The organism is Erysipelatoclostridium sp. An173 (genome assembly GCF_002160495.1).
GTDB classification, from domain to species: domain Bacteria; phylum Bacillota_I; class Bacilli_A; order Erysipelotrichales; family Coprobacillaceae; genus Thomasclavelia; species Thomasclavelia merdavium.
In genome coordinates, this window is sequence record NZ_NFKR01000025.1 from 12,559 (window position 1) to 39,540 (window position 26,982).

Annotated in this window: 22 protein-coding genes; 16 read left to right on the forward strand and 6 right to left on the reverse strand. The window is 28.5% G+C overall.

Annotation, left to right across the window (positions count from 1 at the left end; all coding sequences use genetic code 11):
• The first annotated feature begins 136 nt into the window (after positions 1 to 136).
• Positions 137 to 6,367, forward strand: coding sequence for a beta-N-acetylglucosaminidase domain-containing protein (locus B5F09_RS10420; RefSeq protein ID WP_087374037.1), 6,231 nt, complete (start codon positions 137 to 139; stop codon positions 6,365 to 6,367).
• Positions 6,368 to 6,586: 219 nt separating this feature from the next.
• Here B5F09_RS10420 and B5F09_RS10425 read toward each other — a convergent pair whose 3' ends face one another.
• The 4 genes from B5F09_RS10425 to B5F09_RS10440 are packed head-to-tail and all read right to left on the reverse strand — an operon-like array spanning position 6,587 to position 9,359.
• A complete protein-coding gene (locus tag B5F09_RS10425) occupies positions 6,587 to 7,009 on the reverse strand; it encodes a gamma-glutamylcyclotransferase (RefSeq protein WP_087299118.1) in 423 nt (140 codons plus the stop codon).
• Positions 7,009 to 7,650: a pyroglutamyl-peptidase I gene (gene pcp, locus B5F09_RS10430; RefSeq protein WP_087299116.1), complete on the reverse strand. Its 642-nt coding sequence runs from the start codon at positions 7,648 to 7,650 to the stop codon at positions 7,009 to 7,011. The genes B5F09_RS10425 and pcp overlap by 1 nt, the downstream gene beginning before the upstream one ends.
• A gap of 12 nt (positions 7,651 to 7,662) precedes the next feature.
• A complete protein-coding gene (locus B5F09_RS10435) occupies positions 7,663 to 8,682 on the reverse strand; it encodes a DUF979 domain-containing protein (protein ID WP_087299114.1) in 1,020 nt (339 codons plus the stop codon).
• Positions 8,682 to 9,359 (reverse strand): DUF969 domain-containing protein, encoded by a 678-nt coding sequence (locus B5F09_RS10440; RefSeq protein WP_087299112.1) that lies wholly within the window; start codon positions 9,357 to 9,359, stop codon positions 8,682 to 8,684. Before B5F09_RS10440 ends, B5F09_RS10435 begins: the two co-directional genes overlap by 1 nt.
• 555 nt (positions 9,360 to 9,914) lie before the next feature.
• Here B5F09_RS10440 and B5F09_RS10445 point away from each other — a divergent pair.
• The 12 genes from B5F09_RS10445 (at position 9,915) to B5F09_RS10500 (ending at position 21,810) form a co-directional block, all read left to right on the forward strand.
• Positions 9,915 to 10,178, forward strand: coding sequence for an MATE family efflux transporter (locus B5F09_RS10445; protein WP_087374039.1), 264 nt, complete (start codon positions 9,915 to 9,917; stop codon positions 10,176 to 10,178).
• A complete protein-coding gene (locus B5F09_RS10450; RefSeq protein WP_239404320.1) occupies positions 10,144 to 11,151 on the forward strand; it encodes an MATE family efflux transporter in 1,008 nt (335 codons plus the stop codon). The genes B5F09_RS10445 and B5F09_RS10450 overlap by 35 nt, the downstream gene beginning before the upstream one ends.
• Positions 11,152 to 11,370: 219 nt before the next feature.
• Positions 11,371 to 12,471: an ABC transporter substrate-binding protein gene (locus B5F09_RS10455; protein WP_087299108.1), complete on the forward strand. Its 1,101-nt coding sequence runs from the start codon at positions 11,371 to 11,373 to the stop codon at positions 12,469 to 12,471.
• Positions 12,461 to 13,294 (forward strand): alkaline phosphatase family protein, encoded by an 834-nt coding sequence (locus tag B5F09_RS10460; protein ID WP_087374043.1) that lies wholly within the window; start codon positions 12,461 to 12,463, stop codon positions 13,292 to 13,294. The genes B5F09_RS10455 and B5F09_RS10460 overlap by 11 nt, the downstream gene beginning before the upstream one ends.
• Positions 13,275 to 14,120: an ABC transporter permease subunit gene (locus B5F09_RS10465; RefSeq protein ID WP_087299104.1), complete on the forward strand. Its 846-nt coding sequence runs from the start codon at positions 13,275 to 13,277 to the stop codon at positions 14,118 to 14,120. The genes B5F09_RS10460 and B5F09_RS10465 overlap by 20 nt, the downstream gene beginning before the upstream one ends.
• Positions 14,117 to 14,917 (forward strand): ABC transporter permease, encoded by an 801-nt coding sequence (locus tag B5F09_RS10470; RefSeq protein WP_087374045.1) that lies wholly within the window; start codon positions 14,117 to 14,119, stop codon positions 14,915 to 14,917. The genes B5F09_RS10465 and B5F09_RS10470 overlap by 4 nt, the downstream gene beginning before the upstream one ends.
• Positions 14,917 to 15,936: an ABC transporter ATP-binding protein gene (locus B5F09_RS10475; RefSeq protein WP_087299100.1), complete on the forward strand. Its 1,020-nt coding sequence runs from the start codon at positions 14,917 to 14,919 to the stop codon at positions 15,934 to 15,936. The genes B5F09_RS10470 and B5F09_RS10475 overlap by 1 nt, the downstream gene beginning before the upstream one ends.
• A gap of 120 nt (positions 15,937 to 16,056) precedes the next feature.
• Positions 16,057 to 16,887: a histidinol-phosphatase HisJ family protein gene (locus B5F09_RS10480; protein WP_087374048.1), complete on the forward strand. Its 831-nt coding sequence runs from the start codon at positions 16,057 to 16,059 to the stop codon at positions 16,885 to 16,887.
• Positions 16,888 to 17,290: 403 nt separating this feature from the next.
• Complete coding sequence (locus tag B5F09_RS10485; protein ID WP_143357498.1) at positions 17,291 to 17,995, forward strand: LytTR family DNA-binding domain-containing protein; 705 nt, start codon at positions 17,291 to 17,293, stop codon at positions 17,993 to 17,995.
• A gap of 254 nt (positions 17,996 to 18,249) precedes the next feature.
• Positions 18,250 to 19,209 carry a hypothetical protein gene (locus B5F09_RS10490; protein ID WP_143357499.1) on the forward strand — a complete coding sequence of 320 codons (960 nt, stop codon included), beginning with the start codon at positions 18,250 to 18,252 and terminating at the stop codon, positions 19,207 to 19,209.
• 538 nt (positions 19,210 to 19,747) lie between these two features.
• Positions 19,748 to 21,043 carry a hypothetical protein gene (locus B5F09_RS10495; RefSeq protein ID WP_087374053.1) on the forward strand — a complete coding sequence of 432 codons (1,296 nt, stop codon included), beginning with the start codon at positions 19,748 to 19,750 and terminating at the stop codon, positions 21,041 to 21,043.
• The gene (locus tag B5F09_RS10500) at positions 21,040 to 21,810 is read left to right on the forward strand and encodes an ABC transporter ATP-binding protein (RefSeq protein ID WP_087374055.1); all 771 of its coding nucleotides are present in this window, start codon (positions 21,040 to 21,042) and stop codon (positions 21,808 to 21,810) included. Before B5F09_RS10495 ends, B5F09_RS10500 begins: the two co-directional genes overlap by 4 nt.
• A 70-nt stretch (positions 21,811 to 21,880) precedes the next feature.
• Here B5F09_RS10500 and B5F09_RS10505 read toward each other — a convergent pair whose 3' ends face one another.
• A complete protein-coding gene (locus B5F09_RS10505; protein WP_087374057.1) occupies positions 21,881 to 22,636 on the reverse strand; it encodes an alpha/beta fold hydrolase in 756 nt (251 codons plus the stop codon).
• A gap of 6 nt (positions 22,637 to 22,642) precedes the next feature.
• A complete protein-coding gene (locus B5F09_RS10510; protein WP_087374059.1) occupies positions 22,643 to 23,542 on the reverse strand; it encodes a glycosyltransferase family A protein in 900 nt (299 codons plus the stop codon).
• Positions 23,543 to 24,278: 736 nt separating this feature from the next.
• Between B5F09_RS10510 and B5F09_RS10515 the strand changes: the two genes are divergently transcribed.
• The 3 genes from B5F09_RS10515 to B5F09_RS10525 all read left to right on the forward strand — a co-directional run.
• A complete protein-coding gene (locus B5F09_RS10515) occupies positions 24,279 to 24,575 on the forward strand; it encodes a phasin family protein (RefSeq protein WP_087299086.1) in 297 nt (98 codons plus the stop codon).
• Positions 24,562 to 26,157: an AarF/ABC1/UbiB kinase family protein gene (locus tag B5F09_RS10520; protein WP_087374061.1), complete on the forward strand. Its 1,596-nt coding sequence runs from the start codon at positions 24,562 to 24,564 to the stop codon at positions 26,155 to 26,157. Before B5F09_RS10515 ends, B5F09_RS10520 begins: the two co-directional genes overlap by 14 nt.
• Before the next feature lie 478 nt (positions 26,158 to 26,635).
• Positions 26,636 to 26,982: ATP-binding cassette domain-containing protein (locus B5F09_RS10525; protein WP_143357501.1), on the forward strand; the 347-nt coding region annotated here is incomplete at its 3' end.

Below are 26,982 nucleotides of genomic sequence, written 5' to 3' on the forward strand. Positions count from 1 at the left end.
ATTGTTTTAAACTAAATAAAGAAGTAAAAAACAACTGATATTTTAGTAAAAACATTGACTTTTGATGAATTAAAGGTTAATGTTTTTTTAGGGCTAATATTATATGATGTAAAATTTTAAGAAAAGGAGGAAACGAATGAAGGGACGAATTAAAAAAATATCAGTTATTGTAGTTTGTCTAGCGATGATTTTATGTACATTTGCTAATGCTAATGTTGTTAAAGCAACTGATGATGGTTATGAAATATATCCTAATCCGCAAAGTATAACATATGGCACTGGTGATTTTATCTTAAGAGATAATGTTAATGTTGTATATGAAGATGGTATTGATCAAGATACTAAAAATCGTTTACAAGAAGTAACTGATTTAAAAAACTTATCAATTACAACTTCTAATGAAATTAAAGCTAAGACAACTAATATCTTAGTTGGTATTCATGGTTCCAATGGTTATGTAGATAAATATGTTCAAGAAAATTGTCAATATTCTAATGGTTTATTTGATAATCTTGATGCGTATTATTTACAAGTTAATGATGGGACAATTGTTGTTTTAGGAAAAGATAGTGATGCTGCTTTTTATGGTTTGACTACATTATATATGGTAGTGGGACAACTAGATAGTCGAACTATCAAAAATTTCACTATTGAAGATTATGCCAATGTTGCTAGCCGTGGTTTTATCGAAGGATATTATGGTAATCCATGGTCAACACAAGATCGTGTTAATTTAATGACTTGGGGTGGTTATTATAAATTAAATTCTTATTTCTATGCTCCAAAAGATGATCCAAAGCATAATTCAAAATGGCGCGAACTTTATAGCGATGAAGAAATTGAAAATAAAATAAAACCGTTGGCTGAAGCTGGTAACAAGTCAAAATGTCGGTTTGTTTTTGCATTACATCCATTTATGAATAGCCCAATTAGTTTTACACAAAGCCAATATAGTAATGATTTAGCAATATTACAAGCTAAATTCGAGCAAGTAATCAAAGCTGGAGTTAGACAAATAGCTATCCTAGCTGATGATGCTGCTAACTATAATAATACTGGAGATTTAGGTGGTAATAACTATAAAAGATTATTGGAAGATATGACAGCCTGGTTAAAAGAAATGCAGGTTGAATATCCAGATTTAAAATTAACATTACCATTTTGTCCAGTAGAATATGGTGGTACAGGTCAAGATTATTATCGTGATTTTCCTGATAATGTTCAAATTGTTATGACTGGTGGAAGAGTATGGGGTGAAGTTTCTAATAATTTCACATCAACATTTACTAATAATGTTGGACGTGGTCCATATATGTGGATTAACTGGCCATGTACTGATAACTCTAAAAAACATTTAATCATGGGTGGTTATGAAACATTTTTACAACCAGGTGTTGATCCCCAAAATATCCAAGGTATTGTCTTAAATCCAATGCAACAATCTGAGCCTAGTAAAGTAGCGATTTTTGGTAATGCCTGCTATTCATGGAATATTTGGGATTCAAAAGAGGAAGCTAATGCTACCTGGGAAGATTCATTTAAATATGTTGATCATAATTCCGCAATTGAAACTGATGCTTCTAATGCTTTAAAAGAGCTATCAAAACATATGATCAATCAGGCGATGGATAGTCGTGTTACAGCATTAGAGGAATCTGTAGTATTAAAGGAAAAGCTAAATAGTTTTAAAAGTAAATTAGAAAATGGTACTTTAAGTGAAGCTGATATTGATAGTATGATCGATGAATTTGAAATTCTACAATCAGCAGCTAAAACTTATCGTTTACAAGCTGGTAACAGTGATATTGCAAATCAAATTGTTTACTGGTTAGATTGCTGGGATGATACAACTGAAGCAGCTATCGCTTATTTAAATGGAGTTAAAGCTGTTTTAAATAATGATACTAATGGTATTTTACAATATGAAAGTGCTGGTAAAACGGCATTTGATCGTTCTAAAACACATGGATTTAATTATGTAGATCACATTGAATATGCAGAAGTAGGGGTTCAACATATTGTGCCATTTATCAACACATTAGCTACTTATGTATCACAATATGCTCAAACTGCAATGGATCCTGATAAAGTAGTAACTACATTTATTACTAATCGTAGTGACAGTCCAGTAGGTAGCAGCGAAAATGTATTTGACGGCGATGATGGAACAATGGTTAGCTATCGCAATCCGGTATGGATCTATAAAGGTGATTATGTAGGGGTAAAATACAATAAAAATATTAAAATTGAAAATATTAGATTTTTATTAGGAAATGGTAAAAACCATTTTGAAGCTTCAAAATTACAATACACAACTGATGGTAAACAATGGCAAGATCTTGAGCTAGTTGATATGGATAATCAGTTTACCGGTGTTAGAAATCAGTATTTAGAAGTGAATGCCAAAAAAGAAAACTTACCTGAAAATTTTGAAGCAATGGGAATTAGATTAATTGCAACTGCTGATAATGAGTTAGATGCATACTTGAATGTTCATGAAATCCAAATTAATCAAAAAAGTGATGCTGAAGAAGTAACTGGTGAATATTCTACAAATCGTGATCGAATGAATGGTACTGCTTTTGATGTTTTATCTGATGGACAAAACGGTAATAGTTCAGATAATGAGGTTTGGTTATCAGTTGCTTCTGGTAGTGATAAAGATAAATTACCAGCTGGATCATATCTAGCTTATACATTTAACTCAAAACAAAAAATTAGTTCTGTTCATTTTGCTCAAGGTGGTAGTGCTAGTGGTGATGTAATTAGTGATGGTTCATTACAATACTTAGATGATGAAGGTAACTGGATTACTATTGGTGATGTTACTAACCAGCAAGAACAAGTATTTGACTTATCAGATCAAAATATTGAAACTACTGCTTTAAGAATTCATAATGATGCGTTTGCTGGTATCTGGTGGCGTGTAGGTGAATTTAGAGTAGATGTTCAAGATGATAGTGGAACTACACCTTTAGAATACAATGTAATTAAAACACAACGCTGGAAAGTATATCAGGGACCAGAAAGTAGATTATATGATGGTAATGATAATACTTATGTCTGGTATGATCCTGATGGTGATGGAAATTCAACTGGCGATGACTTTTTAGCTGGTGATTATTTAGGATATGATTTTGGAAAGGTTGCTACATTAAAGAGTGTTCATATAGTTGTTGGTAATGACAATGGTGATAAACTTGTTAATTATGCAATTGAAACTTCATTAGATAATAATACATGGACCGCTATTGATGGCTATGATAACTATAAGGGTAATGCCAGTGGCAAAGATACTATCGATATTAAATTAGACGGTTTAAAAGCTCGTTATATTCGAATTAGAAATCTAGCTAATCAAGGTTCTTGGGGTAAATTCAGTGAATTTACAGTTGAAGAGGTTAGTCAATCAGGTAGCAAAGATTACTTATATACAAATCTTGATAATACATCAATTTTATCTAATTTAGAAGGTAATACTGCTTGGTTAACACCTGGAAATGTAACACTTGCAAAAGATCAATATATTGGAATTGATTTAAAGAATATCAAACATATTACTAGTATTGAAGCTTTAACGCTTCCAGAAAGTTGTCGTTTAGAAGTATCTAAAAATGGCATTGAATGGAGTAATTTTGATACTGCTAGTGATGGACGTTATGTTAGAATTGTTAATCCAAATGATGAAAAAGCAGTATTAGATTTAAGTAAATTCGAAGTAGTATTTGATTATATTGGTGAAAAAACTGTTACAAGTGATTTTGCTAATCAGCAAACTTCAAACGATATGCGTACTGCCGGAACTGTAAATAATGTCTTTGATGGTGATTTAAGTACAATTGGAATGATCAATGGCCCTCAAGAACAAGGAAAACATATTACTTTTGATTTAGGACAAACAATTCATTTTGAATCAATTAGATATTATATTACTGAAAGTCAATTAAATTATATTCGTGATGCTGATTTTGAAGTATCTGTTGATAATAAGACATGGACAAAAGTTTTACATGTTGGTAAACCAGTCGAAAATGTCTGGGATGATACTGTAGCTAAAGATATGCAAGATATAACATTATATCATGATAGCCAAAATCCAGGTTATATGTATGCCCAGGCAACTGATTTGAATGTTGATGGACGTTATATAAGAGTTACACCAACATCTACTTATTCACATCGTTGGGTTGGATTTAATGAAATCCAAATCAATGGTGGTGCTTATATTTCTCCTGAATCAAATAGAGATATTATTAGTGAAGCAATTGAAGAACCAGGTAAGATTCCTTCAAATATGATTGATAAAGATTATTCTACTTCATACAAATCAACTGCAGCAAATAGCTCATTTACTTATTATGTTTCTCAACCGGTTGATTTAAGAACTGTTCGTATTGTTCAAAGTGGAACAATTAGCAATGCTAAAGTTATTGTACATGTATATAGTGAAGGAACTGTAAAAGAAATTAATTTAGGTTCTTTGAATCAGACAATTAGTGAATTTGTAATACCTGAAGGAGTAATGTTTAAAGATATCCAAGTATCATGGCAAGATTCAATACCTGAAATTTTAGAAATTGCTATGTATAAAACTGCCGAAGATGCTACTGATGCTAAAGCTGATTTAAAAGCTTTATTAGATGAAAATATTGATACATCTAATTGGACATTAGATTCATTACAAAATTATCAAAATGCGTATAATGCTGCAAAAGAAATATATGAAAATGAATATGCTTCAAAATTTACAGTTGAAACAGCATTAGGGGTATTAAAAACTGCAATTAATAATGGTGAAGAAAAATATACTGATTCTAAATTAAGTGATTTAGTAAATAATGCTATTTCTAATGATAAAGGATATTATACAACAGTTTCTTATAATGCTTATAATTCAGCAATTTTATCTGCACAAGCTGCATTAGAAAATCCTGATCTTTTAAGTAAAGAAGATGGTGAACAATTAGTAGCTGCAATTGAAAAAGCTCAATCAGAATTAGTTTATAGTACAGCCTTTAGAGAACAAGCACAATTACTTGTAGAAGAAGAATTAGTACTTATTGATGATGTTTATTCACCAGAAAGTCTTGAAGCTTATAATCAAGCAAAAGCTGATTTAAAAGAAGCTATTGATAAAGATAAAGCTGCTTCAAGTCAAGAAGAAAGAGTTTCACCAGAAACTTTTGAAAGTTTAATAAATGCTTATAATGACGCTAAAGCTAAACTGCAAGCTTCAGCAAAAGCAACATTACAAGTATTGATTGATGAATTTGCAACATATGATGGTGATTTATATGAACAAGAATCATTTGCAGCTTATCAAAAAGCTGTTGAAAAAGCAAAAGAAATCATTGAAACTGCTACAACTGAAGAAATAGTAGAACAAATTCAAGCTATTCGTGAAGCAAAATCGAACTTGAAAGCTTCTAAAGCAACATTAGATGAAGTTATTAAGGATGCTGAAGCAGTTGATAAAAACAAATATACTGAAAAATCTTATAATGATTTAATGAATATTGTTAATGAAGCTAAAAACTTAACAGATGAAAGTAAGTATACAAAATATATTCAATTAATTACGGATGCTAAAACGGCATTAGTAAATGTTGAAGTATTAAAAACTAGAATTAGTGAAGTAGAAAAAATTGATGCTACATTATATACAAAAGCAAGCTATCAAAAAGTAAGTGAAACATTAGCTGCTGCTAAACTTTTATTAGTTGATGGTAGTCAAGATGATGTTGAAACAATGTTAGAATCATTAATTGATGCTGTTAATGGCTTAGAGTTAAGTGGTCAAAAAGAATATGAACAATATTTAAGTAATATTGAATTAAAAGATGAAGCTTTATACACTGAAGATAGTTATAAAGTTTATAAAGATGCTTACGATAATTTAGCTAATTTAGGTGATGATGTATCATTAAAAGATTTCACAAATGCTAAAACAATATTTGAAGAAGCTCAAGAAGCTCTTAAATTTAAAGGTGCCGATTATAGTAAAGTTCAAGAAATATTAGATAGAATACCTGCTGATCTATCTGGATTTGATCAAGCAGCAGTAAAAGAATTAAAAGACTTGATTGCTAGTATTGATTACACATTAACAATCAATGATCAAGAAAAAGTTGACAAATATGCAATTGATTTACAAGCTGCATTAGATAAAGTCTTAAAATCAATGAATCCTGATGATGGATCACAACAGCCAGAACAACCTGGACAAGCAACTGGTGATAAAGATACAACTAATTCTTCATCATCAGCTAAAACTGGCGATACAGCGGTAATTTTACCATCTTTATTATTGATGTCATTAGCTGTTTTAATGGGTACTTTTGTAAAAAGAAGAAAAGTTATTAAATAATAACTAAATAGTAAAAGGATCGAAAAAGGATGTTTTCGGTCCTTTTTAATTGGTAAAAATATTATTTGATGTACTTATAGGGATATCTAGTTTTTCTAAAATTTAAATTAGACACCAAGAAAGTGAAAATTAATAATTGGATATGAAAAAAAAGAAGTAATTGCTTGTAAACAAGTTTTACTTCTTTTTTAGTATGGAAAGCATCATTTAAGATACTTATTAGATAGCTTTAATATTTTTTAAATGTTCAACATAATCATGACATTCAATTTCATCACCGATTATTGTTTTGTTAATTGGATTAGTCATATTGAAAACATAAACATAAGCCTGATCGATTTTTTCACCATCTTGATTATAAACATCAAGCAGTTCTTTATTATATTCATTATCAGGGTTATTTTTTCCAAAATAACATTCTAATTCATCTAAAGTTTTTGCTGTTGTTTCGTCAACTTCATGAATTTCTCCAATAACTAAATTAGATCCTTCAGGTAAAAATGCTGGATAGATTTTTTCTTTAATTGTTTTTAAACTACCTTTAATATATCCATTATAACGATATGTATCTTTACCTTTTAAATAACGTTCATAATTATAAACACCTTTTCTAAGCGTTCCGTAAACAAATATTTTAACCATTAATGTGTTGCCCCACCTGTCACTTTTAAATCTTCATTAGTATCAACAATTGCTTCAATAGCAGCAGTTAAAGCAGCAACGATAGTATCTAAACTCATACTAGGTTGTCCTTTTTTGTCGATAACTTGTTGTGGTAAAAATGGGATATGAATAAATCCACTTCTTTTACCAGTATATTTAGTTTCTACTAAATGTCTTACTCCATAAAGTACATGGTTACATACGAATGTACCTGCTGTATTTGAAACAGAAGCAGGGATATTTTTTGATTGAATACGTGCTACCATTGCTTTAATTGGTAAGTTGCTAAAATAGGCAGCAGGACCATCTGGATAAACTGGTTCATCAATAATTTGTTGACCAGCATTATCAGGAATACGACAGTCATCAATATTAATTCCAATTCTTTCTACAGTAATATCAGGACGACCACCAGCTTGACCAATTGATAAAATTACATCAGGGTCATATTTAGCGATTGCTTCATCAATTACTTCTAAAGATTTATGACAAACAGTAGGAATTTCTAATTTAATAACTTTGGCACCAGCAATTTCATCTGGTAATTTTTTAACTGATTCAATAGCAGGGTTAATTTTTTCCCCACCAAATGGATCAAAACCAGTAACTAATATTTTCATTTAAAATCACTCCTAAAACGCTAAAACTAACATTAAAATAATATGAATAACGATCATAAGTAAAGCTATTGGTAATTGTGATTTAATAACAGCCCATTTTTGATCCCTCGTCTCTAAAACGGCACATGGGACGATATTAAAGTTGGCGGCCATAGGTGTCATTAAAGTACCACAATAACCAGCTGTCATCCCTAATGCTGCAACTACAGAAGGATCGCCACCTTGATTAATAACAAAAGGAATACCAATACCAATAGTAATAACTGTAAAGGCAGCAAATGCATTACCCATAATCATTGTAAAGATTACCATTCCTAAAACATAAACAACAACACCAATGAAGACATTTCCAGAAGGAACGACATTAGAAATAATTTTAGAAATAACATCTCCAACACCAGCAGCATTAAATACACTTCCTAATGCCCCTAATAATTGAGGTAATAAACATGAAGCTCCAACTTGCATTAATAATTTAGATGTATCACTACGAGTTTCTGATAATTTTGGTTTACAAATAGCAATTGCTAAAATTAATGCTACAACACAAGCAAGACCGGTCATTACTGCACCATCTAAAGCAGTTACAGCACCACTAGAACTTCCAAAAGAGAATAATTTAATTGTAAAGAAATCACTTAATTTTAAGAAAAATGTTTCTGCTGTATCAGCGTTATATTGGATCAATGATAAGATTAATGCCATTACCCCAATAGAAACAGCAGGAATAAAGATTTTATTTCCGATTTTTTCACTTGATGCTTGACGGAATTCAGGAGTAGCTTCAACGAAAGCTCCCATACGAACTTGTTTAGTAGCTGTTAGACAACCCATAACAACTAAAATTGCACCAGTGACAACGTTTGGGATTATTTTACCAAACATGAATGTAATACCTAATAAAGCCCAAAATAAAGTTGTACCAACACGTGCTTCTTCATTTTTTGTGGCACGATATGCAGTATCAAAACTTACAAATGCACAAAGTACATAGAAAAATTCAGGAAGATATACACTTAAAAAATCTAACATTATTTTTTACCTCCTTTTTTAATTTTTCTATCAAATAAAAATACTTGAATAAATGTTAAAACAACTGAAATAATTGCAATATAGATTGATGAAGCAGCAATAGTTCCTAATGTTACTTCTGTAAATCCAGCAGTAGCCATTGTACCTTGCATTAAAACAACACCACTTGCTGCAGGGAAACAGTTTTGAGCAAAGAAGTTTCCATAGTTTTCTACTGCAGCTGATAAACCTTTGATTTTTTCTTCTTCATCATTATCAAATTTTTCACCTTTAACTTGTTCACCAGCAGCTTGAGCCATTGGTAAAACTAATGGACGTACGAATTGAACTACACCACCAATTCTGATATTTAAAGCAGATGCAATTGTACGAACAACGGAATAAATAGCAAGAACTTTTCCGGCAGATGCATTTTTAATTTTACCAATTAAATAAGCAGCTCTTTCTTTTAAACCATATCTTTCAATAATTGCAATAACAGGGAAAATGATTAAGAAAATTGACATCAATCGATTAGAAACAAAAGATGAACCTAAAATTTCCAAAATTTCAACAAAGCTCATTCCAGATATTAGGCCTGTTACAATCCCTGAAATAATTACTGTTGCAAGTACGTCTAATTTTAGAGCAAAACCGGCAACAATTATAACAATACCTATTAATGTTAAATATTCCATAATACTCTCCTTTCTAGTATTGCACACAATATTGTTATAATACATATTTTATATGAACGAAAAAATATACTTTTTCCATTCATATAAATATCATGAAAAAAATCATCTATTAGATGCATGATATGTATATTATTATGCAATAATGTATACAAATTCGATATTGTATACACAAAATTATATACTTTTTTTTAACATATTTCAATACACCTTAAAATCCTCTGATTAAATCAACGATTTTTTAAGAAAAGAAAGGAAAAAATCCTTTCTTGACAATAAATTGATATTTTAAAGATTCTTTAATTGCATTTAAAACTGCTAAAATCATTACATCAATATATATTTCAATTGATTAGATTAATAAAAAGTAATTTATGAATAATGGGTAAAATGTAAAAAAAAGTTATTTAAATAATACTATTGACCGGTTGTTGCAACCGGTCTTTATAATTTAATGTTAAAAAGAAGGTGTTGATAATGTAATGAAAAAAATTGTTTTTATAACCTTAAATATTTGTGAGATATATTATTGTTTTTGATGTAGAGGGGGAAAAAGAAATGAATAGTGAGTTATCAAAACGAGAACTGTTTGAAACGGTTCCTGTAAAAAAAGCAGTTGCGACATTGGCTGTACCGACAATAATTAGCCAGATCGTAACGATTATATATAATCTCGCTGATACTTTTTTTGTTGGTCAATTAAACAATCCATATATGGTTGCTGCAGTAACTGTAGTTTCACCATGGTTTAATTTATTAACAGCATTAGGAAATTTATTTGGAATTGGTGGCAGCAGTCTTATTTCAAGGTCCATTGCTTAAAGTATTAGGAGCAAGTTCTAATAATATTCAATATGCTCAATCATATTTGTTTTGGACTGTAATTTTAGGTGGTATTCCAACAACATTGGCCATGACAATGGCTCATTTATTAAGGGGTGAGGGTAAAGCTAAATTTGCTAGTATTGGGATGATGCTAGGAGGAATCTTAAACATTATTTTAGATCCATTATTTATCTTTGGCTTAGGACTAGGTTTTTCAGGTGCAGCAATAGCGACAGCAACTTCTAATTTAGTATCAACTTTATTTTTTATTTATATATTTTATCGTGTAAAAAAACAAACAACGATGTCTTTAAATATTTCTTATTTTAATACTAGTTATTTAAAACCGGTCTTATCGGTTGGAATTGCTTCAGTGTTAACTACGTTATTAGCAAATGTATCAAATATGGTAATTATTAGTTTAGCTTCTGGTTATGGTGACATACCTGTTGCAGCATATGGGATTGTAAAAAGAATTGATATGTTTCCATTAAATATTAGTTTTGGGTTATGTCAAGGGATCATGCCATTAGTAGGATATAATTATGCATCTAAAAATTATCAACGGATGAAAGAAATTTCGTCTTTTTCATGGAAAGTATCATTATCAATTGCCTTTTTCTTTTTGATTTGTTTTACTAGTCTTGCTTCTTTCATTTTACCAGCTTTTATAGAGGATCCTCAAACAAGTCAATTAGGCGCTGAGTTTTTAAGAATTGCTTGTTTAGCGGTGCCTTTTACTGCTATCAATGCTTTAATCATTTATACATTGCAAGCTATGGGTAAAGGAGTAGAATCAGCAATATTAACAGTATGTAGACAAGGGTTATTAAATATTCCAATTTTATTTATTATGAATCATTTTGTAGGGTTATATGGAATGATCTGGGTACAACTTGTCATTGAATTAATAGTTCTTCCAATTGTAATTATTATGTATAGAAGAGTTTTAAAACAGATAAAGGTGTAAATCTATGAGGTTATTAGCTTCATGGATTTTTTTATGGTATTAGGATAAATCATTTTTATAAATTTAAGATAGCTTAATTAAAAACTTAAAAATCTTTATAAAGTATTAACATAATGTCGAAAATTTAATTTTAATTTTTACAATTTTCTTACAGAAAATCGGTATTTTTACAAAATTTCCAAATGATATACTTCTAGTGCTAGGAGGAAATATAACAAAATGAAAAACAAAATTTTAAAGGTAGGGATGTGTGCATTATTGGCTGCTAGTTTTTTAACTGGATGTGCTGAAGAAAGTACACAAACAGATGTAGATTTAAATTCAATGACAATTGAAGAAATTACTGAAAAAGCAAAAGAAGATGGAGAAATTAATTCAGTAGGTATGCCTGATACTTGGGCTAACTGGGTTGAAACTTGGACTGAAATTGAAGAACAGTATGGAATTAAACATTCAGATACTGATATGTCAAGTGCTGAAGAATTAGCTCTTTTTGCAAATGAGGCTAATGATGCAACAAAAGATATTGGTGATGTTGGTCAATCATTTGGACCAGTAGCTGAAGAACAAGGGGTAACATTACCATATAAAACATCTTATTGGGATTCTATTCCTGATTGGGCAAAAGATGATGATGGTGACTGGATTATTGGTTACTATGGAACAATTACATTTATAACTAATACTGATCTTGTAGAAAAAGCACCAACAAGCTGGCAAGATGTTTTAGAAGGGGACTATACATTAACTATCGGTGATGTTTCTGTTGCAACACAAGCACAAAGTGGATTGTTAAGTGCTGCAATCGCTTTTGGTGGTAGTGAAAGTGATATCCAGCCAGGATTAGATTTCTTTAAAACATTAGCAGAAGAGGGACGTTTAGACATGGGAGATACAAGCGTTGCTCGATTAGAAAAAGGTGAAATAGAAGTTGCTGTTCTTTGGGATTACAACTCTTTAGGATATCGTTCACAAATTATGCAAAATAATCCAAATGCTAATTTTGAAGTTTCTGTACCAACTGACGGAGCTATTCAAAGTGGATATTGTACAATTATTAATGCTTATACAAAAAGACCATATGCAGCAGCATTAGCAAGAGAATATATCTTATCAGATGAAGGACAAATCAATTTAGCTAAAGGATTTGCTCGTCCAATTCGTGATGATGTAGTATTACCAGATGATGTAAAATCTAATCTTTTACCAGATGATCAATATACAAACGCTCGTTTTATCGAAGACCAGGAAGCATGGGATCAGTCAGTTTCTGATTTAGCAACATCTTGGCAGGAAGAAGTGGTTGCTTATGCGCAATAAGACAGTATTTGTTTTATTAGATGGTTTACAAAGTGAATATGCAAAAGAACATTTAGGGTATTTAGAACATTTATGTGAAAAAAATAGGGCTGCAAAATATGAAGTACTAGGTGAATTACCTAGTTCTTCGCGCCCAATGTATGAAACTATATTTACTGGTGTACCAGTTTTTGAACATGGAATTACGAATAATGGGATATGTCGTCTTTCTAATCAAGAACATTTGTTTAAACTATTAAAAAAGGCCAATAAAAAAAGCCTTGCTTTAGCATATTATTGGATCAGTGAATTATATTTATCAGCACCCTTTGATAAAGAAAAAGATGTCTATCATGAAGATGAATTATCTTGTATTGATCGAGGGTTCTTTTATTATGGTGATACTTTCCCAGATGATCACTTATATTCACTTTCTTCAAGTTTAATGGTAAAAGAAGATTATGATTTTGTCTTTGTTCATCCAATGGGGATTGATGATGCTGGACATAAATTTGGCGCTGGTTCTAAAGAATATTCAGGCGCTGTTATTCAAAATGATAAACTATTATCAACATATATTCCTATGTGGTTAGATCAAGGTTATAACGTGGTTGTTGGAGCTGATCATGGTATGAGTGAAAATGGATATCATGGTGGAAACAGTGATATGCAACGAAAAACTGCTCTTTATATTATCGCTGATGAAGTTATTTCAGGGGTACATTCTAAAGAATTAACAACTATGGAATTTGCACCATTATTATGTTGTTTGTTAGGAATTAAGCCAGGTGAAAAAATGAAGTCACTGGAGGTGGAATTTAAAAATGAAAAAAATCAAAAATAAAGTATATTTATTAGCATTATTACCATTTTTTATCATGGTTTTGCTATTTGAAATATTACCTTTGATTAATATTGTAATCGAAAGTTTTTCTAAAACTGGAGGTGGCGGTTTTACATTAGAGCATTTCACTAGAATTTTTTCTACTCGCTTGTATCAACAGTCTATCTATAACAGTTTGTGGATTTCAATTTTTTCAGCAGTCTGTGGAATTATAATTGCTTTTTTAGGGGCAAAAGCAGCTAATAGTGCAAGTACAAAAATTCGTAATATTTTTACAAGTATCTTAAATATTACTAGTAATTTTGCTGGGGTTCCATTGGCATTTGCGTTTATGATTTTATTAGGTAATGTGGGAATTTTAACTTTAATTGGAAAAAATTATGGTATTGATTTTTTAGCAAACTATGATTTATATACAATTAATGGTTTATTACTTACATATATTTATTTCCAGATTCCTTTAGGAACACTATTAATGCTTCCAGCTTTTAGTGGTTTGAAAAAAGAATGGAAAGAAGCAGTAGGTTTGTTAGGAGGAAATAGTTTCCATTATTGGTTTAAAGTAGCAATTCCTTCTTTATTCCCAAGTATTTTAGGAACATTTTCGGTATTATTTGCCAATTCATTGGCAGCATATGGTACAGCGTATGCCTTATTGAGTAATAATATTTCTCTTTTACCAATTCGTATATCACAACAATTTGTTGGTGAAGTTGTCCAAAACCAGGAATTTGGGTGTGCTTTATCACTTGTGATGATGGCTTTAATGGTTATTTCTGTTCTTATTACTAATAAGTTACAGAAAAGATCAGGAGGTGCAAAATGAAAGTAAAAACACGTTTATGGGATGGTTTGATTTTATTAATTATTGCTTCATTTTTAATTATCCCATTAGCATTAACTTTCTTATATTCTGTTTTTACAGAATGGATGGATATTTTGCCAACCGGTTTTACACTAAGCTTTTATTCAGAGATTTTTTCAGATGGAGCATTTATTAATTCATTATTACGTTCGATCGTTATCTCTTTTGTACCGGTTTTAATTTGTACTATTGCAATACTTTTAGTTTTATATGTAATTACTTTATATATGCCTAAATTAGAAAAATATGTAGAAATTTTATGTAATATTCCTTATGCAATTCAAGGGGTTATTTTAGCTGTTGGGGTTATTTCGTTATATTCTGGTAGACCTGGATTTTTATCAAATCGTATTTTTCTATTAGTTGGAGCTTATTGTATTATTATTTTACCATATACATATAGAGGTCTAAAAAATACAATTGGTGCTTTGAATGTTAGATGTGTTATTGAAGCAGCCCAAGTATTAGGATGTTCTAAAATCCATGCCTTCTTTGCAATAGTTATTCCTCAAATGAAAAGAGGGATTATTTCTACAATGATGTTAGCTTTTACAATGTTGTTTGCTGATTTCGTTGTTGTTAATATGATTGCTGGAAGCGCATTTAGAACTGCGGGTATTTATTTGTATCAAACGATGTCTAAATCAGGACAATTATCAAGCGCAATCATTGTTATTTTATTTGTTACAACTTTGATTATTTCAACTTTAACACTGATTATTCAAAATAAAGCTGTCACAAAAAGGAGGAAAGCATAATGGCTTATATTGAATTTAAAGAAATTTGTAAAAGCTATGATGGTAAAAATCAAGTACTAAAAAGTATTAATTTAGATGTCGAAAAAGGTGAACTTGTTACTTTATTAGGTCCAAGTGGATGTGGTAAATCAACATTACTTCGTTCATTAGCTGGGTTAGAACAAATTAGTTCTGGTAGAATTATTTTAGATGGCGAAGATATTACTGATGTTCCAGTACAAAAGCGAGGAATTGGAATGGTTTTCCAACAATATTCTTTATTTCAAAATATGAATGTTGAAGATAATATTGCTTTTGGTTTAAAAATAGCAAAAATGGATAAAAAATTAATCCAGGAAAAAGTAAAAAATGCTATTGAAATGGTTGATTTAGTAGGAAAAGAAAAAAGCTATCCTAGTCAATTATCTGGGGGACAACAACAACGTGTTGCAATTGCTAGAGCTATTGTAATGGAACCAAAAGTATTATTATTAGATGAACCACTAAGTGCTATTGATGCTAAATTAAGACGTGAACTACAAGAAAAAATTAAAAGAGTTCAAAAAGAATTAAAAATTACAACAATTTTCGTTACTCATGACCAGGATGAAGCAATGATCATGTCTGATAAAATTCATTTAATGAATAATGGAGTTGTTGAACAAAGTGGTAATCCAGTACAATTATATACTCATCCAGTATCTAAATTTGCTGCTGAATTTATTGGTCATTATAATATTTTAGATAAAGATAAGCTAAAGACTCTTTTACCTTCAAAAGATTTCAATAATAATTTCTATGCTATTAGACCAGAAACAATTCATATTCAAACAGAACCAATTGAAGATAAAAACATGTATGTATTTGAAGCAATTGTCGATAATTATATTTCAAGGGGAAATGTTTTAAGATATACTTTACGCCATGAAGACGTATCATTTAAATCAGAGGTGCTTTTTAGAAGTTATACATTGTTTGATGAAGGTCAAAAAGTATATGTTGGTATTGAACCACATAATATTCTAGAAATTAGGGATTAAATGATAATATATACAGCTGTTTAATCAATGATTAAACAGCCTTTTAATCTTTAATAGACAATAGAAAAATAATATAATTCAGTTATAATATATACAAATAAAACGATAGGAAGTGATAAGATGATAAAACAAAATTTACATACTCATTCTATTTATTGTGATGGTAAAGATACAATTGAAGCAATGGCTTTAGAAGCAATAAATAAAGGATTCAATGTATTAGGTTTTTCAGGACATGGGAATTGTCGTAATGTTGATGATTATTCTATGGATGAAAACAATACTAAAAAATATATTGAAGATGTATTAGCAGTTAAAGAAAAATATCAAGATCAGATTAATATTTTTCTAGGGGTTGAACAAGATGTATTAGGACAACGTTTTAAAAAACATGATCCTTATGATTATATAATTGGCAGTGTTCATTTTGTTAAGGCTGGGGATAAATATTTAGCGGTTGATTTTAGTAGCGATGTTACTAAGGAGATTGTTGAATATTATGGTAGTTTTTTAAACTATGCTAAAAGCTATTTTGAAGAAGTTAAAAAGATAGCTAATATGGATGAAGTTGATATTGTCGGTCATGTTGATTTATTAACTAAGTTTAACGAAAATGAAGAATTTATTAAATTTGATGACCCAGATTATTTAAAATTAGCATATAACTGTATAGATCAATTACTTGCAAAAAATAAAATATTTGAAGTTAATACAGGAGCTATTGCTCGTGGTCAAAGAAAAACACCATATCCTCATAAAACATTGCTTAAATACATTTATGATCATGGTGGAAAGATTTGTTTAAATAGTGATTGTCATAATAAAGAGATGTTAGATTGTTATTATCAAGAATCTCTTGAGTTAATACAAAGTTGTGGTTTTACTACAATGATAGAATTAACAAAAGATGGTTTTGTAGAAAGGCCAGTTAGTGATTTTTTAAATATTTAAGATAATAGGGATTAAAAATAGCTATTATAAATTGTGAGATTTTAATTTATACTATGCTAAAAGCAGTTATAATTTTAAATCTCAGGATTTTTAGGTATCGAGTATAGGTAGAAATATAGTGACGCTTAGTTACTGATTTCTATCTTTTTTATTTATTTAAAGGTATTAAATATATTTATAACTTTTGTAGAAGTCGTATTCAATGGATTGATGTGTATAAAAGCTAATTTGATAAAAAGTTAATAATAAATGTAATTAATAATTATGATATAATTAAATTATTAAAAATATGGACATAAACTAATTAATCTATTTTTTATAAGCATAGATTAATCAGTTTATACTAATATTGAAATATCAGATTAGTAAATGTTGTTATACAAATAATGATAGAGGTGATTGTGTGAATATTGCTATTTTAGATGATGATATTGATTTTGTGAGAAAAATACAAAATGACATCAATGAATATTTTTCAATGATTGATGAGAAAATCAATATAATAACTTTAACCGAAAACTTTAAATTAATTAATAGTTTAATTATGGAACCACTTGATGTTATTTTTTTGGATATTGATTTAAAAGATGAATATGACGGTTTTAGTATAGCTAAAATTTTAAAAAAATCTTTTCCTAATATTATAATTATTTTTGTATCATCAAATAATGACTTTGTTTTTCCGGCATTATCAATTGATTTCTTTCAATTTATTAGAAAAAATTCGTATGATGAAGATATACCGCTTGTATTTTCACAATTAAAAGAATTTTATATTCAAAATTGTAAAAAGATAATATTAGAAGTAAATAAAAGGAAGGTATTGATAAAATTAAATGAAATAATTTATATCATGTCAATTGGGCATGAATTATTTATAAAAACTATCTCAAAAGAATATACAATATCAAGTTCGCTAGTTAAATTTATGAAAAAAATAGATTTTAAATATTTAGTTCAAATACAGCGTAACTTAGTGATTAATCTTTATTTTGCAGAGGATGTTTTAAGGACAAATGTTATTTTATTTGATAATACAAAGTATAAAGTAGGTAGAAAATATCAGGACAATTTATCAAGAGTATATGAGGAATTTTTATTAAGATGATTATATTTGATTTAATAATGACATTAATTGAAAGTTTTTTTATTTCTGTTTTTAATAGTAATATTTTTAAAATTAAAAACATAAGCTATATTTTGTTGTCAACAATTTGTATATTTATAGAAACTACCTTTTTTAATGATTTTATATTAAATAATTTATTGTTATTAATATTAATTATATTGACTTGCTTTTTTTTAACAGTTTTTTATAAAAGAAAAGTTTATTCATATTATTATTTAATACCTAGCATTGCTATGGCAATATTGCTACTATCCAATACTATAGCATTATTTATAACATCTTTTATATATGGATTAGATGTTGCTGATGTATCAAATTCGATTAATGCTATAATTATGTTATCGTTATTATCAAGGGTTATTTTTGGAGCAATTTTATTTATATTCTATAGATATCAAAAAACTGTTAATGAAAATGATATGTTAAAACAAATAAATTGGATTCCACTTTTAGCATTTTCTGTGTCTTTGTTAGGTGCATTTACTACTTTATACGAATCAATATTTTATCAAATAATAGATCACGCCACTGTAAAGTTATTATTATTTGAATTTTTAATTTTAACAATTTCTTCTTTTGCTGTTCTTTATAATGTAATTAATAGTTACAGATTAAACCAAAAAATGAAAAATGAATTTTTGAAAATTAAATTTTCAAAGGAAATATATAGTCAGACAAATAAATTGTCATATCAAATATTAAAAGATAAACATTATATTTCTTATGTGTTAATAACTGTTTATAATTATTTGAAGAAAAATGATGTTGATAATGCTTTAGCACAATTAAATAAGTCTATATCTCATATAAAACACAGTGAAATATCATACACTACTAATATCCCTGTTTTTGATTATTATATAGTTAACACCATAAATTCTTGTAAACGTAATGGGTATGTTATAAAAACTGTTATCTCATTAAATAATACATCTATTTTAGAAAAATGGGAAATTATTGAAATTATTAAAGATTTGCTAGATTATACTATTGAATATACTAAAAATGAAAAAAGATTTCATATTCAAATTTATGATAAAAATAGATATTTGGTTGTTAAATTTATTGTTCCAAAAAATGATGATGATTTTGTCTTTTTAAATTTCAATGATGAGTTAGTTAAAATATACGATCAATATAATCAGGATAATAATATAATAATAAAAGTACTTTTTGGAAATTCGTATTCTTAATTATTTATAAATAATATTTAATCTTTTAAATTTAATATTTTAGTATTGATATATAATTAATTTGAATTTGAAGAAAACTTTCATTGTTATTTTAAAATCAAATGGCGTTGTGCTTTAAATAGTTAGGAGGAAAGCGTAATTAAGCTTTCTTTTTATTTATGTAATTATTTATTTATCGTTTTATATTGTAACAATATGTCTACTATTATTTTATTAACTTGATTATTTTTAATCAGTCAATTTAATATTTTTCAAACTGCATAAAATGGTTTCTTGATAAGAAAATGAATGATAATGAATATGAATTTGAGGATAGATTTTATAAATATTTATATATTTAAATAGTTGAAATAAATTCTTCTTATTATATAACAAATTGCTATGTTTATAGTCAGTAGATGCACTATATGAAGAAAAAGTGTTTTATATGCTAAGAAATATTTATTTAAACTAAAAGCATGATATAATAATTATAAATATTATATTTATTAATTTGAATTAATTAATACTTTTATTGTTATTAGAAGGGGATGATTTTATGGATGTATTTAGCTTTGCTAAAAAGATGTTGAAAAGGGAATTTAATAAATGTATTAGTTATTCAATTGTTTTACTGGTAGCTTTGATTATTAGTTTTATATTTACTGATTTTATTGATAATCCATTATTAATTGAAAATGATCCGGTTATTGGTGCGGGTACTTTTAGAGAAATGAGTATTCCGCTTTCTAAAGGATTACCATTTATTGTAATTGCATTATGCTGGGTTATGATTTTATATGCTAGTAATTACTATCTTAGCAGCCAAACCGATTCATTTGCACTGCTGTTAATTTCTGGTGGGAATATCATCGATGTTGCTAAATTTGTTTTGTGGCAGGTTGCAATCATGTTTATTGGTATTGTGCCTGTAGCCTTGCTTTTAGGAACCGGAATTTTAAAACTAATATATATGTTTATGTTTTCATATCTAGGAATAGATGTAGTTTATAAAATACCAATTACTACTTATATCAATGTGTTATTGTCATTAGTACCGATTTTAATGGCTATCTGTGTAGCAGTTGCGGGATTTTCACATCGTAATACTTTGCAGGTATTGTTAGGTAGAGCAGAAGCAAATAAAAAAGTGAAGATCAAGAAACATAATAAAAGTTCATTGATTTATATTGTCATCTATCTCTGGTCAATATCACTTGTTTTCTTCCAAAAACATCAGTTAACGGCATATATTTTTCCAGCGGCTGTTGGGGTAATAAGTATATATGGTTTATTTAAACGGACAATACCAAAAATTATCCAAATGTGGAAAAATAAAGGCGGGTTAGAAAAAGAACATCTATATATATCATTATCAAACTATGTTGTTTCTTTACAGGGGACAATTATATTTTCAATGCTAATGCTTGTTTTAGTATGTGGCCTGATACCAGTACTGATAAGTCAGGATAAAATTACAAATGAATATATTACAGGATTAATAAGCTATATAGTAATGGCGATATTAATTGTAGTAGGTATTGTCTATAAATTTATTGATAATATGATGATTAGAAAAAATGAATTTGTCTGTTTAAACAGGATCGGTTATACCAAAAAAGAAATAAAAAAGATTATTCGTCAGGAAGTAATAATATATTATTGTACAATCATATTTTTACCATTGCCGTTAGTCTTATCAATTGGCATAAGGTATATAATGAATAATGATTTAACTGTTTTAAAGCTAATGATTTTAATTGCAATATATATCATACCGATCATACTATCGATATTTGTAACATATAATCTGTATTTAAAATTTATGATTAAAAAGGAGAATCAGGCAGTATGAAAAAAGTATTATTAGAAGCAAAAAATATAAGCAAGATATATGATCTTGATACTAAAAATCCTTTTACAGCAATGAAAGATATTTCATTAACAGTTTATGAGGGAGATTTTATATGTGTTATGGGACCTTCTGGTTCTGGGAAATCAACATTGATAAATAATATTTCTACAATCGATATTCCAACCAAGGGACAGGTATATATTGATGGCAATGAAATAAATAGTATGAGTGAAAAAGAGATAGGAAATTTCCGGTTTCAAAAATTAGGGTTCATCTTTCAAAATTACAGCCTGTTACAGTCTTTGACAATTTATGAAAATATTGCTGCTCCTTTATCATTACAAAAAAATAAAACACCAGATATGAAAAAGAAAGTAGAAGATATGGCAAAGCTATTAAATATCAGTAAGTTACTCGATAAGTTTCCTGATGAATGTTCAGGAGGGGAAAAACAAAGAGCTGCAATCTGCAGAGCACTGGTTACTGATCCTAAGCTGATAATTGCCGATGAACCAACAGGGAATCTTGATAGCAAAAATTCTCATGAATTATTGCAGATATTAAGAAAAATGAATCAAGAGCAGTCAAAAACAATTGTAATGGTTACACATGATCCTCAAATTGCTTCATATTCATCGAAGTTAATATATATAACTGATGGAAAAATAGTTAAAGAGTTAGAAAAAAATAATATGAATCAAAAAGAATATTTTTATGAAATAATCAATATAACTTCAAAAGGTGCTCAGATGCTTTTTACTGATTAAAAAGATAAAATTTTGTATTAAAAATGTGGATTTAATTATCCACATTTTTAATAGCGGTTAAATAAAATAATTAATCTTTAAGTATTTTGTTTATTGTTATGATATGGTTTTGAGGATTGATTAAAGCATCTTCACAGTGACCTTTATTTTTTAAGAGTATTGTATTGGTATTAAGATAGTGTTTTTTTAAATATTTAGCAACTTTTTTAAATAATATTTCATTTATAGTAGAGCCATATAAATAATATATTTTAGTATTAGGAGTATCAATATCATTGCGTAATTTAAATTTTCCCACTTCTTTTATATAATTTATAATTGTTGTATTAGAAATATGATCTATTAGTTGTAAAAACAGATCAAGTTTATCGATTGTTATTATTGTATTAATAGCCTGATTTATTGTTTTTTCATCACGAATTTTAACTTTATGAGTAATTGATAAATACTGTTTTGTTAAAATATTTATTAATACTTTTCCAAAAGGAAGAAGCGGTGAACTTTCCAAAATCAGTTTTGTTATCTCAATATTCTGGTTTTGCCATATATAGCTAGCAACAATACCACCCATACTCATCCCATAAATTGCATATACTTTATTGCCATATTTAGTTATATAATAGCTTTCTAATTCTTTTACACATCTTTCAAATGAAATAAAATCTTCTTTATCATCAACATTGTGACCAGTTAATATTGGAACAATTAAACAATAATCTTTTTTATAAAAATCGATATAATCTTGCCATACCTGATACGGACTTTCAAAACCATGAATTAGAATTATTTTGTCATTACTTGGATTACCATATTCTAAAATTTTCATTATTTTTTACCCTTGTTTAATTGAAACTATTCTAATCGCTGCTGCCATACCACCATCACCATATGAAGGACTTTCAATAAATTTTGTTGCTTCTTTGCTTAAAGATTGGTTAGTATTTATTGAATGAATTATTTCATTTTCCCAACCATTAAGTCTAGCCATTGATATTGACTCAATACCAAGTATTGCATCAGTAAGATGTTTTTGATAAGATTCAAAATGTTTTTCAATAATAAAACGCATTAATTCAAGTCTTTTTGACATACTTTTAATATTAAATGAAGCTGGAGCAGTACGATAATCAATTAATGCTTGTTCAACGATACCAATATTTGCCTCTGGTATACATTCAAGCATGCTTAAAAAGAATTCCCAGTCTTCAAATCCAGAACGCATCGATTCATCATAGCCACCACATTGTTGCCAAATATCACGGCGAAGAATATGAGTGGCAGGACAGCAATTTCGTGAAAGAAATGGGATTATATTACCGCCAGATGGACAGACTGTTGCAACAAGAGTACCAAATGTTTTCATCCATGATGATGCTGCGACCATTGATGGATCATTATGGAATAATTGACTAACTTGTTCAATATATGATGGTTCTAATTGATCATCACCATCAAGCACTAAAACTAATGGTGCTTTTGTTTGGCTAATACCGGCATTTCTAGCAACAGATACTCCTCGATTAGGTTGTTTTATTACAAGTATTGGAATCGTGATAGCAGGATTGGTTTTTATATTATCTAAGATATTAAGTGATTGTTTATCGGTAGAACCATCATCAACAATAATAATTCTTTTAGGTGGAATAGTTTGTTTACACAATGATTGAACTGCTTCTAAAATCATTGAACCTTGATTAAAACTTGTAATAACGGCCTCGATATTTGTTTCCATAAAAATTTCCTCCTTTAATTTACCTAATTAAATTATCTTATTTTTATTGTTTTTTTACAATCTAAAATAATAATTTATAAAAATATTTGGTTTAATAATCAAAAAAAGAGTTTTTATTTTGAAAACTTTTGAAAATGGCGATTTGTTTATAATACATAAATTATTTCAACTCTTATTAAATTTATTGTAGCTAAAGAAATAGTATCGATTTTTATTGTAAAGTATCGTTATTTTCATGTACCTATTATTTTAAATGAAAATGATTTATATAGATTTGGTTTTAAAGGTTTTTTAAGGATTTATATTTACCAAGTACTTTGACCATAGAGTTACAAGGTAATCAGTTTGTAGAATATACTGTGTAGATTTTTAATATTTTTTAAACAATTCTTTTAAAATAAACAAATATTTTATTTAAAGAGGAGGTAATTAAATGTTAATAAGAGTAGTTATTGTAGTAATTGTAACAATAGCGTTAATTGGTACTGGTTTGTTGGCTAGAAAAAAAGTTTAAAGATGGAGGAGCAAAGATGATTAAAAAAGTTGTAGCTATAGCAGCTGTAGTAGTAAGTGTTGCTGGAGCGGGTTTATTTATTAAATATAAAAATAAATATTAATGATGAATAATAAGGGATACTATGCATCATTAGTTTCTCTTTTATTTTATCTTTTGTAAAACTACACATTTATATAAATTCGTTGTAAAATAAGTGTATATAACAAAGGAGGATGCGTTATGAATAATTTTAGTGAAGATTTAAGAAAGTTATTATTAGTAGGAATTGGTGCAGTTGCCATAACTGCTGAAAAGTCTAAAGAAGTTGTTGAAGATTTAGTAAAAAAAGGTGAATTAACGGTTGAACAAGGAAAAGTTTTAAATGAAGAACTTAAACATAATGTTGCTGAAAAGCTTAGACAACCTGTAAGTGTAGAAACAGTTGAACAAGATTTACAAAAGATGGACGTAGATGACTTAGAAAAATTAAAACAAAAAATAGAAGAATTACAAAAATCAAAGAATGAATCAAAATAATAGTTTGAGTACGAAACGGCGTCTAGCACAGATTCTGGCAATACTGAGAAAACATCATATAACAAAAGGAATTGATCCGGTAAAGTTTAGAATGATTTTAGAGGATCTGGGACCAACATTTGTTAAGATTGGTCAAATAATGGCTTCTCGACAAGATATGTTTTCTCAGCGTTATTGTCGAGAATTGGTGAAATTAAGAGATAATGTTGCTCCAATGAGTTTAGATGTAGTAAAGAGGGTCATTGAAAATGAATATCAAGAAGATCTAAAACAGGTTTTTATTGATTTTGATGTTAATCCTTTAGGAAGTGCTTCGATTGCTCAGGTTCATAAAGCAACATTAAAAGATGGACGTCAGATTGTAGTAAAAGTTCAACGTCCTGGTATTTATGAGATGATGGAAAGAGATATTTCTTTGATCCGTCGTGCAGTAAAGATTTTAAAGTTAAATGATGTTTTAGGTAGTGTTGTTGATTTAAATATCGTTTTAGATGAATTTTGGCATACTGCCAAAGAAGAAATGGATTTTTTAAATGAAGCCAGTTTTGCTAAAAGATTTGCGCATTTTCATCAAGACATTAATTACATAGCAGCTCCAGAAATTATTGATGAGTATAGTACTAGTAAAGTACTTGTGATGGAATATATTGATGGTTATGAAATTGATGATCGAATCACATTAAAAGATGCTGGTTATGATTTAAAAGAAATTGCCGCAAAATTAGCAGAAAATTATATTAAACAAATTGTAGATGATGGTTTTTTTCATGCTGATCCTCATCCTGGTAATTTAAGGATTCGTGATGGAAAGATCGTTTGGATCGACTTTGGGATGATGGGTATTTTAAATCGCTGTGATAAAGATTTGTTGAAAGACGCAGTTTTAGCTATTGGGCAAAATGATACGCAAAAACTTGTTGATGTAATTTTGACATTAGGCAAGCATGATAATCGTATTGATTATGCTTTATTTTATGATAATATTGAAACATTTATGAAGCACTATGTAACAATGGACTTAACAGATATTAACCTAGGAGATGTGGTTCAGGAAATTTTTATGATTGCTCATAAACACCGCATTTCAATGCCAAAAGGTGTTAGCATGTTAGCACGAGGGTTGGTAACTATCGAAAGTACAGTAATGTTAGTAGATCCTCATATTAGCATTATTGAAATTGCTGCTAATCATGTTGCTAGTCATATGTCAAAAGAGTTTGATGCTAAAAAAGAATTAACAAACTCAGCTAAAAAGGTATATGATGCTAGTCAAAATATATTAAATCTTCCCGTTCAGCTTTCAGAAGTTATTCGAATGATAATGAAAGGAAGATTAAAGGTTAATTTAGATATTATGGAATCAAGCGTTCCTATGAAAGCGATAAATCATATGGTCAATAAATTAATTGTAGGAATTATCAGTGCTGGATTATTGATGGCAAGCAGTTTGCTTTGTACAACCCAAATGACTCCTAAAGTTTTTGGAATACCAGCTTTAGGTTTTATTGGCTTTATGACAGCGGTAGGATTAGGAATATGGCTATTATTTACTGTTTTAAAAGAAAGAAGAAAAAATAAATAATATTTGATTGCTATAAATTCTAACTAGAGTTTATAGCATTATTTATATGAATAATATGCGTGATTTTTGTATTTTATGCAGATTCTATTCAATATATATCTCTTTTCATTTATAATATAAGTAACAAAGATAATATTGATCCAATAAGATACATAATAATTTTGATTTCTATATGAGGGGAAAATCTTATAAAATCATTATCAATATGTATTAAATATTTCTAGTTTGTTTACTAAAATAAAAACAATAAATTGTGGATGTTATTTTAAAGGTACATTAAGGGATATAATAGCTGTATCATTTATAGCATTTTAAATTAAATAAAATTAATCAAAACGTTGGACTGTAACAAAATATAATAATCAGGATATTATTAAAACATTTTATAGGTACAATAATAAAATAATTTTATAGCTAAAAGGAAATTTGTTGGATCAAACCTCAAATTTCCTTTTGCTTTTTATAGGGAGGGAGAAGAATGCGATTAGATAATATCAACAAAACATATCATAATAAATTAAATGACGTTCATGTTTTAAAAGATTTAAATTTTACTTTAAATACTGTTGGTTTGACATTTATTATCGGTAAAAGCGGCAGTGGTAAAACAACATTATTAAATATCTTAGCTGGACGTGATCATGATTATACCGGTACTATGATATTAGATGGAAATGTTGAATATGTTGAACAGGAATATAATCTGATGGAGAGTTTAAGTGTTTTTGATAATCTGTTTATGCTGTGCAAAGATAAAAAAATGATAGACTTGAAATTAAAACAGTTTGGCTTGTTTGAACATAAGGATAAAAAAGTAAAAAAATT